At 51.9% G+C, this 14,086-nt stretch carries 14 protein-coding genes; 4 read left to right on the top strand and 10 right to left on the bottom strand.

The annotated features are described in order from the left end of the window. Positions 1-126: 126 nt before the first annotated feature. On the top strand, positions 127-1,341 hold the full coding sequence (locus tag J1778_RS00830) for an MFS transporter (RefSeq protein ID WP_217171574.1): 1,215 nt from the start codon (positions 127-129) through the stop codon (positions 1,339-1,341). Here J1778_RS00830 and J1778_RS00825 read toward each other — a convergent pair. The 3 genes from J1778_RS00825 to dcp form a co-directional block, all read right to left on the bottom strand. Continuing rightward, entirely contained in the window at positions 1,313-2,065 is a 753-nt protein-coding gene (locus J1778_RS00825; protein WP_217171573.1) for an isocitrate lyase/PEP mutase family protein, read from the bottom strand. The two genes, J1778_RS00830 and J1778_RS00825, sit on opposite strands and share 29 nt — an antisense overlap. A 14-nt stretch (positions 2,066-2,079) precedes the next feature. Next, entirely contained in the window at positions 2,080-3,138 is a 1,059-nt protein-coding gene (locus tag J1778_RS00820) for a bifunctional transcriptional activator/DNA repair enzyme AdaA (protein WP_217171572.1), read from the bottom strand. A 150-nt stretch (positions 3,139-3,288) separates the two neighbouring features. After that, complete coding sequence (gene dcp, locus J1778_RS00815) at positions 3,289-5,442, bottom strand: peptidyl-dipeptidase Dcp (protein ID WP_217171571.1); 2,154 nt, start codon at positions 5,440-5,442, stop codon at positions 3,289-3,291. Between the two features lie 187 nt (positions 5,443-5,629). Here dcp and J1778_RS00810 point away from each other — a divergent pair, with 187 nt between their 5' ends. Beyond that, the gene (locus tag J1778_RS00810) at positions 5,630-6,286 is read left to right on the top strand and encodes a Qnr family pentapeptide repeat protein (protein WP_217171570.1); all 657 of its coding nucleotides are present in this window, start codon (positions 5,630-5,632) and stop codon (positions 6,284-6,286) included. A 132-nt stretch (positions 6,287-6,418) separates the two neighbouring features. Continuing rightward, positions 6,419-7,681: a putative hydroxymethylpyrimidine transporter CytX gene (gene cytX / locus J1778_RS00805; RefSeq protein WP_217171569.1), complete on the top strand. Its 1,263-nt coding sequence runs from the start codon at positions 6,419-6,421 to the stop codon at positions 7,679-7,681. On the opposite strand, the gene J1778_RS00800 is transcribed toward cytX, so the two are convergent. The 3 genes from J1778_RS00800 to mqo form a co-directional block, all read right to left on the bottom strand. Further along, on the bottom strand, positions 7,678-7,962 hold the full coding sequence (locus tag J1778_RS00800; RefSeq protein ID WP_217171568.1) for a type II toxin-antitoxin system RelE family toxin: 285 nt from the start codon (positions 7,960-7,962) through the stop codon (positions 7,678-7,680). The two genes, cytX and J1778_RS00800, sit on opposite strands and share 4 nt — an antisense overlap. Continuing rightward, positions 7,952-8,209: a type II toxin-antitoxin system Phd/YefM family antitoxin gene (locus J1778_RS00795; RefSeq protein WP_217171601.1), complete on the bottom strand. Its 258-nt coding sequence runs from the start codon at positions 8,207-8,209 to the stop codon at positions 7,952-7,954. Before J1778_RS00795 ends, J1778_RS00800 begins: the two co-directional genes overlap by 11 nt. 278 nt (positions 8,210-8,487) lie before the next feature. Then, positions 8,488-10,140 (bottom strand): malate dehydrogenase (quinone), encoded by a 1,653-nt coding sequence (gene mqo, locus J1778_RS00790; RefSeq protein WP_217171567.1) that lies wholly within the window; start codon positions 10,138-10,140, stop codon positions 8,488-8,490. A 58-nt stretch (positions 10,141-10,198) separates the two neighbouring features. Between mqo and J1778_RS00785 the strand changes: the two genes are divergently transcribed. Beyond that, a complete protein-coding gene (locus tag J1778_RS00785) occupies positions 10,199-10,552 on the top strand; it encodes a hypothetical protein (protein WP_217171566.1) in 354 nt (117 codons plus the stop codon). On the opposite strand, the gene J1778_RS00780 is transcribed toward J1778_RS00785, so the two are convergent. From J1778_RS00780 to J1778_RS00765, 4 genes are read right to left on the bottom strand one after another with little or no spacing between them, the layout of a single operon-like run. Then, a complete protein-coding gene (locus tag J1778_RS00780; protein WP_217171565.1) occupies positions 10,529-12,319 on the bottom strand; it encodes a DUF2235 domain-containing protein in 1,791 nt (596 codons plus the stop codon). The two genes, J1778_RS00785 and J1778_RS00780, sit on opposite strands and share 24 nt — an antisense overlap. 5 nt (positions 12,320-12,324) lie before the next feature. Further along, positions 12,325-12,867, bottom strand: a complete 543-nt coding sequence (locus tag J1778_RS00775; RefSeq protein ID WP_217171564.1) for a DUF3304 domain-containing protein — start codon at positions 12,865-12,867, stop codon at positions 12,325-12,327. Positions 12,868-12,887: 20 nt separating this feature from the next. Next, entirely contained in the window at positions 12,888-13,418 is a 531-nt protein-coding gene (locus tag J1778_RS00770) for a DUF3304 domain-containing protein (protein ID WP_217171563.1), read from the bottom strand. A 35-nt stretch (positions 13,419-13,453) separates the two neighbouring features. After that, entirely contained in the window at positions 13,454-13,972 is a 519-nt protein-coding gene (locus J1778_RS00765) for a DUF3304 domain-containing protein (protein ID WP_217171562.1), read from the bottom strand. Positions 13,973-14,086 lie beyond the last annotated feature (114 nt).

Raw genomic sequence — 14,086 nt, 5'->3', positions numbered from 1 at the left:
TTCCGGCAAGCGCGGGGATAGCCGCGCAACTCTCTTAAATCCCTCTTTTTTGTAATGAAAAATACTGCGCAGACTCCTTTATGATGTAACGAAAATGTTGCCGTTACTCAGGGAATGCCGTTTAACATGAAGGGAATGCCGCCGTTAATTCTCGCGCTGTTAGCCAGTTCGTTAGTACTCACTATCGGACGAGGTGTCACACTGCCATTTATCACGATTTATCTGACCGAGCACTATCATCTGCTGCCGAAAAGCGTCGGGATCATTCTCGGTGCCAGCCTGGCAATCGGTATTCTCAGCAGTTTGTACGGCGGTTATCTGGTGGATAAATTCAATCACCGGACGCTGATTACCGTCTCCGTCAGCCTGTTTGGCCTGAGTTTTTTACTGCTGCCGTTCCTGCCGAATGTGACCGGTGTCCTGCTGGTTCTGGCGCTTCTGAATGCTTCCTACGCCCTGCTCAGTATCACGCTCAAAGCTTGTATCGCCAGCTGGCTGCCGGTGGAAAAACGGGTGAAAGCCTTTTCGATGAACTACACGCTGGTGAATGTCGGCTGGGCAGTGGGTTCGTCACTGGGCGTCTGGCTGGCGGGCTTCAGCCCGATGCTGCCGTTCGTGATTTCCGGCGTACTGGCATTGGGCACCGTGATTTCCCTGACCTGGGGATTGCGCAATATTCCGCACAAACCGCCGCAGACCACGCCTGAACAAAAACCACTGCCCAAACCGAACCTTCGCCAGACACTGAGCATTCTCGCGCACGACCGCCGCCTGATTTACTTCACGCTGGGCAGTACGCTCGGATCGATAGTGTTCGGGCAATTCGCCGGTTATCTGTCGCAGTATCTGATCCTGGTGTCGGACGCGACCTTTGCCTACAAGATTATCGGCGCAGTGATGATCACCAACGCCGTGATTGTTATCGCTTTCCAGTACGTGTTAAGCAGCCGGATGAAGCAAAATACACTGCTGAAATGGCTGCTGCTTGGCACGCTTTTCTTCATCATCGGCCTGATCGGTTTTATGACCGCCGGACAATCGGTGTTGTTCTGGGTGATCGCCATGGCGATTTTCAGTTTCGGCGAACTGATCGTCATTCCGGTGGAATACATGTTTATCGACTTTATCGCGCCGGAAAACATGAAAGGCAGCTATTACGGCATGCAGAACCTGAGTAATCTGGGTGGCGCGATAAACCCGGTGATGTGCGGTTTTCTGCTCAGTTACGCCGCCCCGCCGGTGATGTTTGTCGCACTGATCGCCGCCTCGGTTGGCGGCCTGTTGTTCTTCTGGATGGGGCACCGGCTCGCGGCTAATACAGCGCGCACGCCTGCTGTTTAAGGGTTTCCATCAGTCCGACATAAGGATAAGGGCCGTAGCTCAACCGACTGATACCCGCCGCAGTGAGTTCAGCCAGCGGCGGCGTCAGGCTGCTGGCCATAATATTCACCGGCAGTGCTGAGTCATCGCAAAGTTCGGCAATCAATCCAACGTCACTCAGACCTGGAACAAAAAACCCGCTGGCACCCGCATTCTGATAAGCAGTCAGCCGCTTTTTGGCTTCGGCCATCAGCGCCGGATGTTGCGTGGCGTCAGGCTGCTGCAAAAAGACATCGGTTCGGGCATTGATAAATAGCGCAATTCCCTGAGACTCCGCCTCCTGACGAAGCGAGTTTAAAATCTCGCATTGTTCTCGCACTCCGTTCAGCGCGGATAATCCCAGTTGCTGATCCTCAACATTAATCCCCACCACACCGGCCTGCAAAAGTGCGCTCAGGTTGTCGCGGCGGGCTGCACCATAACCGGTTTCAAAATCCACCGTCAGCGGCAAACTGATAACTGAGGCAATACGTTGCGCCGTGTGTAACAGGCTGGAAAAAGGCATGGCTTCGCCATCCTGATATCCCTGCGCCGCCGCACACGACCAGCTTCCAGTGGCGATGGCTTTTGCCCCCGCCTGCGCCACGGCCAGCGCGCTGCCCGCATCCCAGATGTTGTATAAAACGACCGGATTATATTTCTGGTGAAGCGCTGAAAATGCCACTGCCTGACTTTGCTGACTCATACCCTGCTCCTCGTTTAGCGGCTCAGCGCCATTCTTCGTTCGTGTTCAATCAGCCATCGCTTGCGCCATAATCCGCCGCCGTAACCGGTCAGCGAACCGTCGGCACCGATTACGCGATGACAAGGGATCAGAATTGAAATCTGGTTAGCACCGTTGGCACGTGCTACCGCGCGGGACGCCGTTGCCTGCCCGATATCTGCCGCCAGCGCGGAATAACTGCGCAGCTCACCTGCCGGAATGTCTCTGAGCGCATCCCAGACTTTACGGGTAAATAACGAGCCGAACTCTGCCAGCGGCGTGGCGAATGTGTGTGTTTCACCCGCGAAATAGGCCGCCAGCTCCTGTTCAACCTGATCAACCAGTGGTGTTCGTCCAAAAATAATTTCAGAGGATGTGAGCTGTTTCAGCCGCTCAATTTCATTCGGCAATGCCGGACGGTCAATAAACTCCAGCAGATACAGCGCCTCGCGACTGGCAATTGCCAGCATTGAACCGATGGGCGTATCCAGCCAGTCTGCTTTCAGAAACTGATGCTTTCTCGCCTGACTGGGGTTACTGCCGATTTGCCGGGTGATCGCTGCACGAAATCCGCTACCGGATCCAAAGCTGGCGTCCAGTTGCGCCTCAATCACGGCCTCACCGTGAGTAAGCGCATCGACACCTTTACCTATCCGCCGCAAACGCGCCATTTCCAGAAAGGTGATGCCAAACTGCCGTTTAAAGGCGCGCCGGACAGTGGAAGGATCGACATTCATCGCCTGCACATCGCCCTCGCTCCATTTTCTGTCCGGCTCATTTTCCAGTGCGGCCAGTAATTTCAGCACCAGCGGGTCTTTTTCGCCGCCCTGCATCAGCGGCCGGCAGCGTTTACACGGCCGGAATCCGGCTTCCATCGCGCTGACCATCGACGGATAAAATACGGTATTTTCACGTTTGGGTTTACGCGCGGGACAGGTCAGCCGGCAGAAAATACCGGTGCTTTTCACGCCGACAAAGGCAAAGCCATCGTAAGCAGGATCACGGGCAATCAGCGCAGCATAAAGAACATCATCGTCAGGCAAATCGAACAACATGATTTCACTCGCAGACCGGAGACATGGGGAAAAGCATAGGGGAATTTGAGCAGGGGTAGCGACGTTTTTCGGGCGTTGATTTTAACTATTTCCGTTTACTAATTACGACAAGATAATACGTGCCCGGCGTGATACCGGGCACGGCTGCTTTTACTCTTCCAGACCGCGGTTTTTCAGCATCGGCTCAATCGACGGCGCTTTGCCACGCCAGGTTTCGTAGAGCTTTTCGAGGTCTTCGCTGTTACCGCGCGAGAGGATCTGATCGCGGAATTTCTGACCATTTTCCCGCGTCAGTCCACCCTGTTCGGTGATACCGGCAAAGGCATCGTCGGCCAGCATTTCGGTCCACAGGTAGGCGTAATATCCGGCCGCATAGCCATTACCCCAGATGTGCTGGAAATAGCTGGAACGGTAACGCGGCGGCACGTACGCCAGATTCACTTTGTCTTTCGCCAGAGAATCCGCTTCGAACTTATCCACATCCTGCTGCGGGGCGTCCGCGCTCAGACTGTGCCAGTGCATATCCAGCAGCGCAGCGGCCAGCAGCTCTGTCATGTCATAACCTTTGTTGAACTTACTGGCCTTTTCGATTTTGTCCTGCAACGCCTGTGGCATCACTTCGCCGGTCTGATAATGTTTAGCGAAGTGAGTAAACACTTTCGGGTCGCTCGCCCAGTGCTCGTTAAACTGAGACGGGAACTCGACAAAATCACGCGGTGTCGCGGTGCCGGAAAGGCTCGGGTATTCCTGATCGGCAAACAAGCCGTGCAGCGTATGACCAAACTCGTGGAACAGGGTGATGACATCGTCCCACGACAGCAATGCAGGTTGCCCTGCCGCCGGTTTCTGGAAGTTCGCCACGTTATAAATCACCGGCTTATTACCCAGTAATTTCGACTGATCGACGTAATTGCTCATCCACGCGCCACCGCCTTTATTATCACGCTGATAATAATCGGCATAGAACAGCGCCATTGATTTGCCGTCTTTATCGAACACCTCGAAAACCCGCACGTCCGGGTTATATACCGGCAGGTCTTTGCGCTCTTTAAACGTGATGCCATACAACAGGTTAGCGGCATAAAACACGCCATTCTCCAGCACGTTGTTCAGCTCGAAATACGGTTTGATCTGCGCGTCGTCCAGATCGTATTTCTCTTTGCGAACCTGCTGCGCATAGTGCTGCCAGTCCCATGCAGCGACGTTAAAGCCGCCCTTTTGTTTATCGATTTCTGCCTGAATATCCTGCGCCTCACGCTGTGCGCGGGCGGTCGCGGCCGGCACAATTTTGTGCATGAAATCCAGAGCGGCTTGCGGCGTTTTCGCCATCTGATCTTCCAGCTTCCACGCTGCATAGCTCGAAAAACCCAGCACCTGAGCCTGTTCCGCACGGACTTTTGCCAGCCTGGCGATGAGGCTACGGGTATCGTTGGCATCGCCTTTCTCAGCGCGATTAACGGAAGCGTCATACAGCGCCTTGCGCGTGTCACGGTCATCAAGCGACTGTAACAGCGGCTGCTGCGTAGTGTTTTGCAGCACCAGCAGCCAGGCGTTATCCAGCTTGCGGTCTTTGGCGGCCTGCGCGGCAGCCGATAACTCAGCATCACTCAGCCCGGAAAGCTGCGCTTTGTCTTTCACTGTCAGCCCGCCCGCTTTGGTCGCGGCCAGCAATTTGTTAGTGAACTGCGTGCTGAGCGTCGCGGCCTGCTGGTTCAGTGCTTTAAGTTTGTCTTTATCGGCATCGGAAAGATTGGCGCCTGCCAGTTCGAAATCCTTAAACGTCACGTCGACCAGGCGTTGTGATTCCGGCGAAAGTTTCAGGTTGTCACGCTGGTCATACACGGCTTTCAGCCGTGCGAACAGTTTGCTGTTGAGATGAATACTGTCATCCATCGCCGCCAGTTCAGGCGACGTGTCTTCATCAATTTTTTGCAACGTGTCGTTGGTGTTCGCGCCGGTCATGGCGCCAAAAACGTTCAGTACGCGCTGGAGCATGACGCCGGATTTTTCCAGCGCCACATAGGTATTCTCAAAGGTGGGTGGCGCACTGTCGCTGGCAATTTTATCCACTTCAGCCAGTTTCTGGCGGATGCCTTCGAGAATGGCGGGTTCGTAATCGCTGTCTTTATAGCGATTAAATTGCGGCGCCTGATATTCCAGCGGGCTGGGTTTCAGAAATGGGTTATCTGCATTGATGGCGTGATTCATAGCATGCTCCTGCGTGGCGGGCTGTGCAGTTTCCGCAGCCCCTGCAAACTGGCTGACAGCCAGGCTGGTTGCCAAAAAGAGAGATGACAAACGCATTCCAGTCTTCCTTATCTGAGTGAGAGAAGTGCTCCGTTAAGTCATTGAGAATAGACCTCACTTACCGATCCGGCAAAAGGCAAACGTGGGTAAATCGTGTTATTACGAGGCGGATTCCATATTTTCGCTAAAAGTTTTCTGTCAGGATACCGGCCTTAGCAGGGTATAAAAGACGACAGAGGATCCGATGATCAAAGACCAGACATTCAGAGACCAGCGTTTTAGCGTGAAACAATTTACCGGCGAAACGCTGGAGAATTGTCGCTTTTACCGCTGTCGTTTTGACAGCGCCGATTTGTCAGAAACGGCGTTCGTCGATTGTCTGTTTTACGATGATGAAGAGCAAAAAGGCTGCTCTTTCCAGCATGCAAAATTGCAGGATGCCAGCTTCAAACGTTGTGACCTGACGATGGCGGATTTCAAAAACATTCAGGCGCTGGGCTGTGAAATCCGGGAATGCAAAGCCACCGGTGCAGATTTCAGCGGCGCCAGCTTTATGAATATGATCACCTCACGCACCTGGTTTTGCAGCGCATTTATGACCAAAAATAATTTCAGCTACGCGAACTTCAGCAAAGTCATTCTGGAGAAATGCGAGTTGTGGGAAAACCGCTGGACCGGCGCAAACATGCAGGGCGCAAACCTCAGCGGCTCCGACCTTTCCGGCGGCGAATTCACCGAGTTCGACTGGAATGACGTCAACATCACTCATTGTGACCTGACGAATTCAGATCTGGGCGAACTGAATATTCGTAAAATCGACCTTGATGGCGTGAAAATCGACGACTGGCAGCAAAGCCATTTGCTGGAAAAGTTGGGGATGATTGTGATCTTTTCAAAGTAAGAGTTTTCGAACTGACAGGAATTGAGATATGCATTTTGGAAACCGAAAAGTGCGCTTCTGCCTTCGCCCTTCATCAGGTTCCCGCCGCAATATGCTATAACAGGCATTCGCATTAGCCACGAAATTAACCTCATGAAAGATAATAGTATTTACTCTCCTCAGGCCTCTGTGCCGGAAAAATCACGGGTGCTGGGCTGGTCTGATTTATTCTCGTTGTGGTTCTCACTCGGCATGGGCCTGATGGTGTTGCAGACCGGGGCGATTCTGGCTCCGGGCCTCGGGCTGGCGGGTTCGCTGGCGGCGATTGTGCTGGGGTCTGCCGTCGGCGTGGCTCTGCTGGCACTGGTCGGCGTGACCGGCGGGCAAACCGGTTTGTCTTCAATGGCGTCGCTAAAGCTGAGCCTCGGCAAACGCGGCGTGGCGTTGCCTGTGCTGTTCAATCTTATCCAGCTGGTCGGCTGGGGCGCGTTTGAAATTGTGGTGATGCGTGATGCCGCCAGCCTGCTGGCAAAACGAGCCTGGGGCGACGGCAGTTTTTGGGCGAATCCGGCCCTGTGGACGTTTATCTTCGGCATCGTCGCCACCTTGCTGGCGGCCAGCGGACCCCTGGCGTTTATCCGTGTGGTGCTGCGCCGTTGGGGTATCTGGTTGCTGCTGGCGAGTTGCGCGTGGCTGACCGGTTATCTGTTTCTGCACGCGGATTTATCCACACTGTGGCATAAAGCCGGAGACGGTTCGATGCCGTTCGCACTGGCCTGCGACATCGTGGTATCGATGGCATTTTCATGGCTGCCGCTGGTGTCGGATTACACCCGTTTTGGCAAATCTGCGCGGCAAAATTTCTGGGGAACTGCCTGCGGATATTTCCTCGGCAGCGTGTGGATGATGTCACTCGGTGTGGCTTATACGCTGGCGTTTGTCAGCACATCGGCAGATGCCAATGCGCTGCTGCTGGCACTTTCTGGCGTTGCGCTGGGTATTCCGCTGTTGCTGATTCTGGTGGATGAACATGAAAATGCCTTCGCGGATATTCACTCAGCGGCGGTGTCGGCGGGCACTTCTCTGCCAGTCAGTATCGGTAAACTGACGCTTTGCATTGGCCTGCTGTGTACGCTGATTGCCTGGTCGGTGCCGCTGACGCAATATGAAAACTTCCTGCTGCTGATTGGTTCGGTATTTGCGCCGTTGTTCGGCGTGGTACTGACGCATCATTTTGTTCTGCGCAGACAGACACAAAAAGACCTGAACATCTGTTCTGTCGCGGCCTGGTTTATTGGTATCGCGGTCTATCATCTGATGGCAAATCTGCTGCCTGATGTGGGTGCGACGATTCCGTCGCTGCTGGTGGCAGGGCTGGTGTGTTGGGGATTAGGGCGGGGAAACAAGCGCCATTAAATACGGAGTTTTGCGGTCTGATAAACCTCAGACCGTTCACGTTTTCCAACAGCCAACACCAGAACCACGATCTGCGCATCAATGACCTGATAAACCAACCGGAAACCCGAAGCACGCAATTTTATCTTATAGCAGTCGGGTAATCCGCGCAGGCGGTTAGCGGGAACATGAGGTTGGTCTAAAACTTCGGCAAGTTTCTTTTTAAACTGAAGTTTTACCGGCTCACCCAATTTCTGAAATTCTTTGAGTGCCCGTGAATCAAACTCCAGGTTATAGGTCATCAAGATTAACTCTGACCCGTTTATTCTTACTGTTCATTCGTGAGCGGGCGATCTCCCCAAGCTCCATATCCTCCAGATATTCAGAAAGCATTTCCCATGTTTCGGCTGAGACGTAATAGCCGGAAATCTTGCCATTGGTAAGAACGGCAACGGGCTGCCCGTTCGACTCTTTTAATACGGCATTTGGCGATTTTTTAAAGTCACTGATGCTCACGGCGGCATTGGCATAAACAGGCTGAACTGGCATAGAGACCTCTTCGGTAAGATTTAACATACTAAATTTAGTATCATAAAGCATACCATCTGAGCTTTTAGTTTGTATAATATTTACGCTTTCCATATGCCTCACTTTCACCCTGAAATATTTCACGGTGTATATCATTCGCCTGAGGGGAAAAAGGATCCACATATTCTGATGATGCATTTTAGAATCTGGAAGATGCCTTCCATAAAAAGCGTTTTTACAGTCACACAGACATAAAAAAACCGCTCACTTGAGCGGTTTGTATTCTCAGAAACAAGAACTTACAAAGCAATATCCGCAGGCTGTTTTGGCTCTTGTTTGGCCTGAACGTCGAGTGGTCGCAACTGAACCACATCGGCCACCGGGGTGGTGATCATCGAGGGCGTTTCCAGTTGCAGAATACGGCTGGTTTCCAGCAGCTCTTTCTCGGTCGCTTCGATATTGCCATTCAGTTTAGTGCCATAAGACGGAATGATTTCCCGGAATTTGGCCTGCCATTCAGCACTGGCGGCTTTCTCTTTAAAGACCGTTTCCAGCAGCTTCATCATGATAGGCGCTGCGGTTGAGGCCCCCGGTGAAGCGCCCAGCAAGGCGGCGATACTGCCGTCCTTCGCGCTGACCACTTCGGTGCCGAGACGCAATACGCCGCCGTGTTTGCCATCTTTTTTGATGACCTGCACGCGTTGTCCGGCCACCCAACGTTTCCAGTCTTTCTGCTCGGCCTGCGGGAAGAATTCCTTCAGCGCGGCATGACGGTCTTCATCGCTGAGCATGACCTGCCCGACCAGATATTTCACCAGATCGAAGTTGCCCATGCCCACGTGGGTCATCGGCAGCAGGTTAGAACTGTTCACACTGCCGAACAAATCCCACAGGGAACCGTTTTTCAGGAATTTGCTGGAGAAGGTGGCGAACGGCCCGAACAGCAGAACCTGTTTGCCATCAATAATACGGGTATCGAGATGCGGAACCGACATCGGCGGCGCGCCCACGGCGGCTTTGCCGTAAACCTTCGCCAGATGGCGTTTCACCACATCCTGATTTTCGGTCACCAGGAACTCGCCGCCGACCGGGAAACCGCCGTATTCACGGGCTTCCGGAATGCCGGATTTTTGCAGCAGCGTCAGGGACGCGCCGCCCGCGCCGATGAACACGAATTTCGCATTCACCACGTGATGTTTGTGGCTGTGTTTGAGATCGGTAATCGTCACGCGCCAGCTTTTATCCGGATTGCGCTGGATATCTCGCACTTCCTGACCGTTTGCCAGCGTGAAATTGGATTTTTTCTGCAACGCCTCGACAAGCTGGCGTGTGACTTCGCCGAAATTCACGTCCGTGCCAGCCGTAGTGCGGGTTGCGGCGACTTTTTGCGCCGGATCACGGCCTTCCATCACTGCCGGGATCCACTGTTTGATTTGTTCCGGGTCTTCTGAATATTCCATCCCGCGGAACAGGGTGCTTTCCTGCAACGCCGCGAAGCGTCTGCGCAGGAAATCGATGTTGTCATCGCCCCAGACAAAGCTCATGTGCGGCACGCTGTTGATAAAGGAGCGCGGGTTATTCAGCACGCCTTTCTGCACCTGATACGCCATAAACTGACGGGAAACCTGGAAGGCTTCGTTGATCGCCACCGCTTTAGTGATATCGACAGAACCGTCTGGCATCAGAGGGGTATAGTTCATTTCTGCCAGTGCGGAATGGCCGGTACCGGCGTTATTCCAGCCGTTGGAGCTTTCCTGCGCCACGCCGTCCATGCGTTCAATCATATGGACTGACCAGTCCGGTTCGAGTTCCTGGAGGAAGGTCCCCAGGGTTGCACTCATAATTCCGCCGCCGACCAGCAATACATCAACGGATTTTTCGTCTTCTGCGGCCGCAGGCTCGCTGGCACCCAGTGAGTCACGGTTGAGAAGCATACCAAGTATCTTTCTCATGACGTCTGTTTCTCTAAATGTTCAGTTCTGTTCTTGGCGATTCGATAAGAATATTGTTATGACCATCGAACAAGAAATTAGCAAAAAAACACGCGGGATCGTTACTGAAACTTCATTTTTTAAAATGCTGGCTACGAATATAACATTATCACTACATAATTTAAAAAAGGATTTAACCTTTCAAAAAAACAGGCAAACGGGATACCGGACAGCGCTTCAGGCCGTGTCACCGCTGGATTTGAAGGATTCTGCGAAGGGGTTTTGGAGAGCCTGGAGGCGGTCAAAGAACGCGCAATTCGTGCTAAATCGGGTTTTGAGTCGCGGAATAGCAGAAAAAAGTGAGGGAAAGCGATCAACCGGCGGCCTGATGACCGCCGGCATCAGGAGGCTAACTGTCGGGCATTTCCATTGAGCGGATCACCAGAAAATCTTCTGAAATACCTGCACCTTTGTCCACCTTCTGCACGTCATGTACAAACCAGGCATATATCTCAGAGGGAGCACTGTCTTCAGGCCAGGGTGGCGGTAATCCCTCATAAGCAGCGTGCCCGTAAGCTAAAAACTTTTTCGCCCTGCGTAATGCAGGAATGTAAACATCAGGCACGAGCTGACGGCGGATATCCTTGCTATCGGGCATTTCCATCGCATTTTGCATACTCAGTGCAGCACGGTGAACATCATCCAGCCAGCCCCAGTGTTTACGCAGAATATCGATTTCATTGCGAATATCACTGGCGGTCTCCTGCGCTTTTGGCGAGATGCCTAACAGGCCTGCCGACGCACCTGCGGATGCCATCACCTGCCCGCGCTGTTCGGCATATTTCATGCACTGACTGCGATACAGATAAAACTGTCTGCCCAGCCAGTCGATATAACTGTCGAGGTGCAGGTTTTGCGCGGCAACGCTGAGATTTTTAAAAGGCACTGCCTGCTGATATAACGCTGTCCACTCTGCGACCGATTTCTCCTTCACGCTGTTTTCCATTATGAAGTATTCGGCAATAACTGGGTTACTTTGATGTAATGTCTGAAAATCAGGGAAGGGAACGCCTGCCAGCGTAGCCTCACGGTACATTCTGTGTAAGGCGACCCGGCATAACTCGGCGCTCGGTTTTTGCTCATCAGGTTTTAGCCCGCCGCCCACATCTTCAGAACAGCCGGGCAGTAACTCCTCGCGGTATTTTTGCTTATCGCCGCCTAAGCGGTAAAGGCTGCGCCAGACCCGCGTTTCATGGGCCGCCACCAGATGCAGGGCGCTTTTCACCGCAGCCGGTAACGGAGTGTCCTGATCGACATATTTATCGCCCAGCAAAATACTGATCCCCCTGATCGGGCCGCCGAATGCCCCCACAAACCAGTCCACACCGTTGTTATTACTGGCAGGCGTATGCCGGGCACAATCGAATAAACCGGCAAAAATGATCTCAACGGGAATACCCTGATAAACGTATTTATCGCCCTGTTTCTGGCAAATATCGTCGAGCAGCGTATCCAGAAACTTACGCGCCAGAGTTGCCCCGAGGTCGTAACCGAATAACGAGACCGAGATCAGCTTGATGGGCACCTGACTCTTATTTTTAGCCTCTTTAAACGCTTCTTCAAAAGACGTTTTGGTTGAAGTGATTCGGGTATCTACGCCTGTCACCAGCATGTCGGCAATAACAGGATTGTCGCGCAACCAGGGAGTGGCCTCGATGCTCACTTTTTTCACCGCACTTTTCGTGATATCCCCGGTCAGCTTCGCCCATTCGGTGGGGTTAATCAGCTTTTTACCGACATCTTTTAATACTTCCCACCACTTGCCTGTTTTAAAAAATTCTATGCCTGCTTCTTTGGCAATATCACCAGGCAGATCTTTTAAGTCATCCAGTGCGCTGCCTTGCGCGCCATCCATAATGGCGTGGAGTTTCGAGGTTAAGTTTTCATGAAAAGGTGTGCCAAGACCGGAAATGTACAATGCATCGTAACTCTCACGGGACGTATTTTTATTCAGATCTGGAAAAGCTCTGAATAAACGCCCGATATTGCTGAGGCGATTTTCTGGTGCATCTTGCTCAATATTCCGATGAATACCATCAAAGAAGAATCCTACATGCCAAATCCTGGAGCAGTTACTCAGACTTCCATCTTCCGCTTGTTGAGCACGATGCGCAGCTGCAATAAGGCTTTCACTATCCATAATGATTACTCCTTAATAGTATCTGTCTCATTTGTATTTGGAACATCTTTTGCCGTAGGGCTAATAAATCCTGTCCCCCACCACAAGCGCACTTTATCTCCGGGCAGAAAATAAACATGCAGGTAATTTTCTTCCCATTTTCGTTCAGGGAGAGGAATCCTTACTTTATGGATTTCAGTACGTATTCCTGCCTGATATTGCGCAAGGGTGTAATCAACAGTCCAGACAACTTCCGCCGTTTTGCCACTGACACTTCCGCAACATGTGGATTTACCAGAACCTGAAGCGTAAGGATTTTCTTTATCATGTGCTGAAGAATTAGCACCCGCTACACCATTCACACTAAATCCCCGGATAGGCCGGTCAATTTCGCTGTGAATAATTAATGTCACCGGCCCGGTCGGTGGCCCCCAGATGGATGCCCAGATTAACCAGCCTCCCCATGCCAGTATGAACAATAATAATCCTGCGCCCAGCCATTTACCCCAGCGCGCATAGCCGCGATTAACGGCTCCGTCTATTTTTTCCAGTCTTTTAAAAAAATCCATTTTATTACTCTCTATGAATTTTATTTACGATTTACTGTATCTGGCAGATCTTCAACCTTCGGACTAATAAATCCGGTTCCCCACCACAAGCGCACTTTATCTCCGGGCAGAAAATAAACATGCAGGTAATTCTCCCCCCATTCCCGCTCAGGGATAGGCATAACAACACGTCGTTTTTCGAGACGCATCCCTTTAAGATACTGCTCATGAGTTATATCAAGAGTCCATATAACATCCGCCTCTTGACCGCTGATACTTCCACAACACGTAGATTTACCAGGGCCTGATGCATATGGATTATTTTTATCATGTGCTGATGAATTAGCACCCGCAACACCATTCACACTAAATCCCAAAATAGGCCGGTCAATTTCGCTGTGAATAATTAATGTCACCGGCCCGGTCGGTGGTCCCCAGATGGATGCCCAGATTAACCAGCCTCCCCATGCCAGTATGAACAATAATAATCCCGCGCCCAGCCATTTACCCCAGCGCGCATAGCCGCGATTAACGGCTCCGTCTATTTTTTCCAGCCTTTTAAAAAAATCCATTTTATCTCTCTCGTTATTTATTTTGACTGACGGAATCAGATGCCTGCCGCTGGTAATTTATTATCCTTGCCGGGATGCTTTTCATAAGGTGACCAGGCATTGTCACTCCACCCTAATAAAACTTTATCTCCGGGGAGGAAATGAACGTGCAAATCATTCTCACCCCATTTGCGTTCGGGAAGAGGCATGACGATGCGACGGTTTTCCGTACGCAGTCCTGCATTGTATTGGGCACGGGTTGTACTCAATGTCCAGGTAACTTCCGCCGTCTTTCCGCTGATACTGCCACAACACGTTGTTTTACCCCCACCATGTGCAAACGCATTGGATCCCGCTACGCCATTCACACTAAACCCCAAAATAGGCCGGTCAATTTCGCTGTGAATAATTAATGTCACCGGCCCGGTCGGTGGCCCCCAGATGGATGCCCAGATTAACCAACCGCCCCATCCGAGTACGATCAGTAATAATCCCGCGCCCAGCCATTTACCCCAGCGCGCATAGCCGCGATTGACGGCCCCGTCTATTTTTTCCAGCCTTTTAAAAAAATCCATTTTATTTCTCTCGTTATTCATTTTGACTGACGGAATCAAATATCTGCCGCTGGTAATTTATTATCCTTGCCCGGATGTTTTTCATAAGGTGACCAGGCATTGTCACTCCACCCT

It is taken from the genome of Rahnella bonaserana, from assembly GCF_019049675.1.
Classification (GTDB): domain Bacteria; phylum Pseudomonadota; class Gammaproteobacteria; order Enterobacterales; family Enterobacteriaceae; genus Rahnella; species Rahnella bonaserana.
Note: the sequence above shows the minus strand (reverse complement) of the source record. Positions and strands in the feature narration are given on the sequence as shown.

Coding starts and splice junctions, on each gene's coding strand:
- J1778_RS00810 (WP_217171570.1), top strand. CDS start 5,630: ATGATCAAAGACCAGACATTCAGAGACCAGCGTTTTAGCGTGAAACAA.
- J1778_RS00800 (WP_217171568.1), bottom strand. CDS start 7,962: ATGACCTATAACCTGGAGTTTGATTCACGGGCACTCAAAGAATTTCAG.
- cytX (WP_217171569.1), top strand. CDS start 6,419: ATGAAAGATAATAGTATTTACTCTCCTCAGGCCTCTGTGCCGGAAAAA.
- dcp (WP_217171571.1), bottom strand. CDS start 5,442: ATGCGTTTGTCATCTCTCTTTTTGGCAACCAGCCTGGCTGTCAGCCAG.
- mqo (WP_217171567.1), bottom strand. CDS start 10,140: ATGAGAAAGATACTTGGTATGCTTCTCAACCGTGACTCACTGGGTGCC.
- J1778_RS00830 (WP_217171574.1), top strand. CDS start 127: ATGAAGGGAATGCCGCCGTTAATTCTCGCGCTGTTAGCCAGTTCGTTA.
- J1778_RS00785 (WP_217171566.1), top strand. CDS start 10,199: ATGACCATCGAACAAGAAATTAGCAAAAAAACACGCGGGATCGTTACT.
- J1778_RS00820 (WP_217171572.1), bottom strand. CDS start 3,138: ATGTTGTTCGATTTGCCTGACGATGATGTTCTTTATGCTGCGCTGATT.
- J1778_RS00770 (WP_217171563.1), bottom strand. CDS start 13,418: ATGGATTTTTTTAAAAGGCTGGAAAAAATAGACGGAGCCGTTAATCGC.
- J1778_RS00795 (WP_217171601.1), bottom strand. CDS start 8,209: ATGCCAGTTCAGCCTGTTTATGCCAATGCCGCCGTGAGCATCAGTGAC.
- J1778_RS00765 (WP_217171562.1), bottom strand. CDS start 13,972: ATGGATTTTTTTAAAAGGCTGGAAAAAATAGACGGGGCCGTCAATCGC.
- J1778_RS00775 (WP_217171564.1), bottom strand. CDS start 12,867: ATGGATTTTTTTAAAAGACTGGAAAAAATAGACGGAGCCGTTAATCGC.
- J1778_RS00825 (WP_217171573.1), bottom strand. CDS start 2,065: ATGAGTCAGCAAAGTCAGGCAGTGGCATTTTCAGCGCTTCACCAGAAA.
- J1778_RS00780 (WP_217171565.1), bottom strand. CDS start 12,319: ATGGATAGTGAAAGCCTTATTGCAGCTGCGCATCGTGCTCAACAAGCG.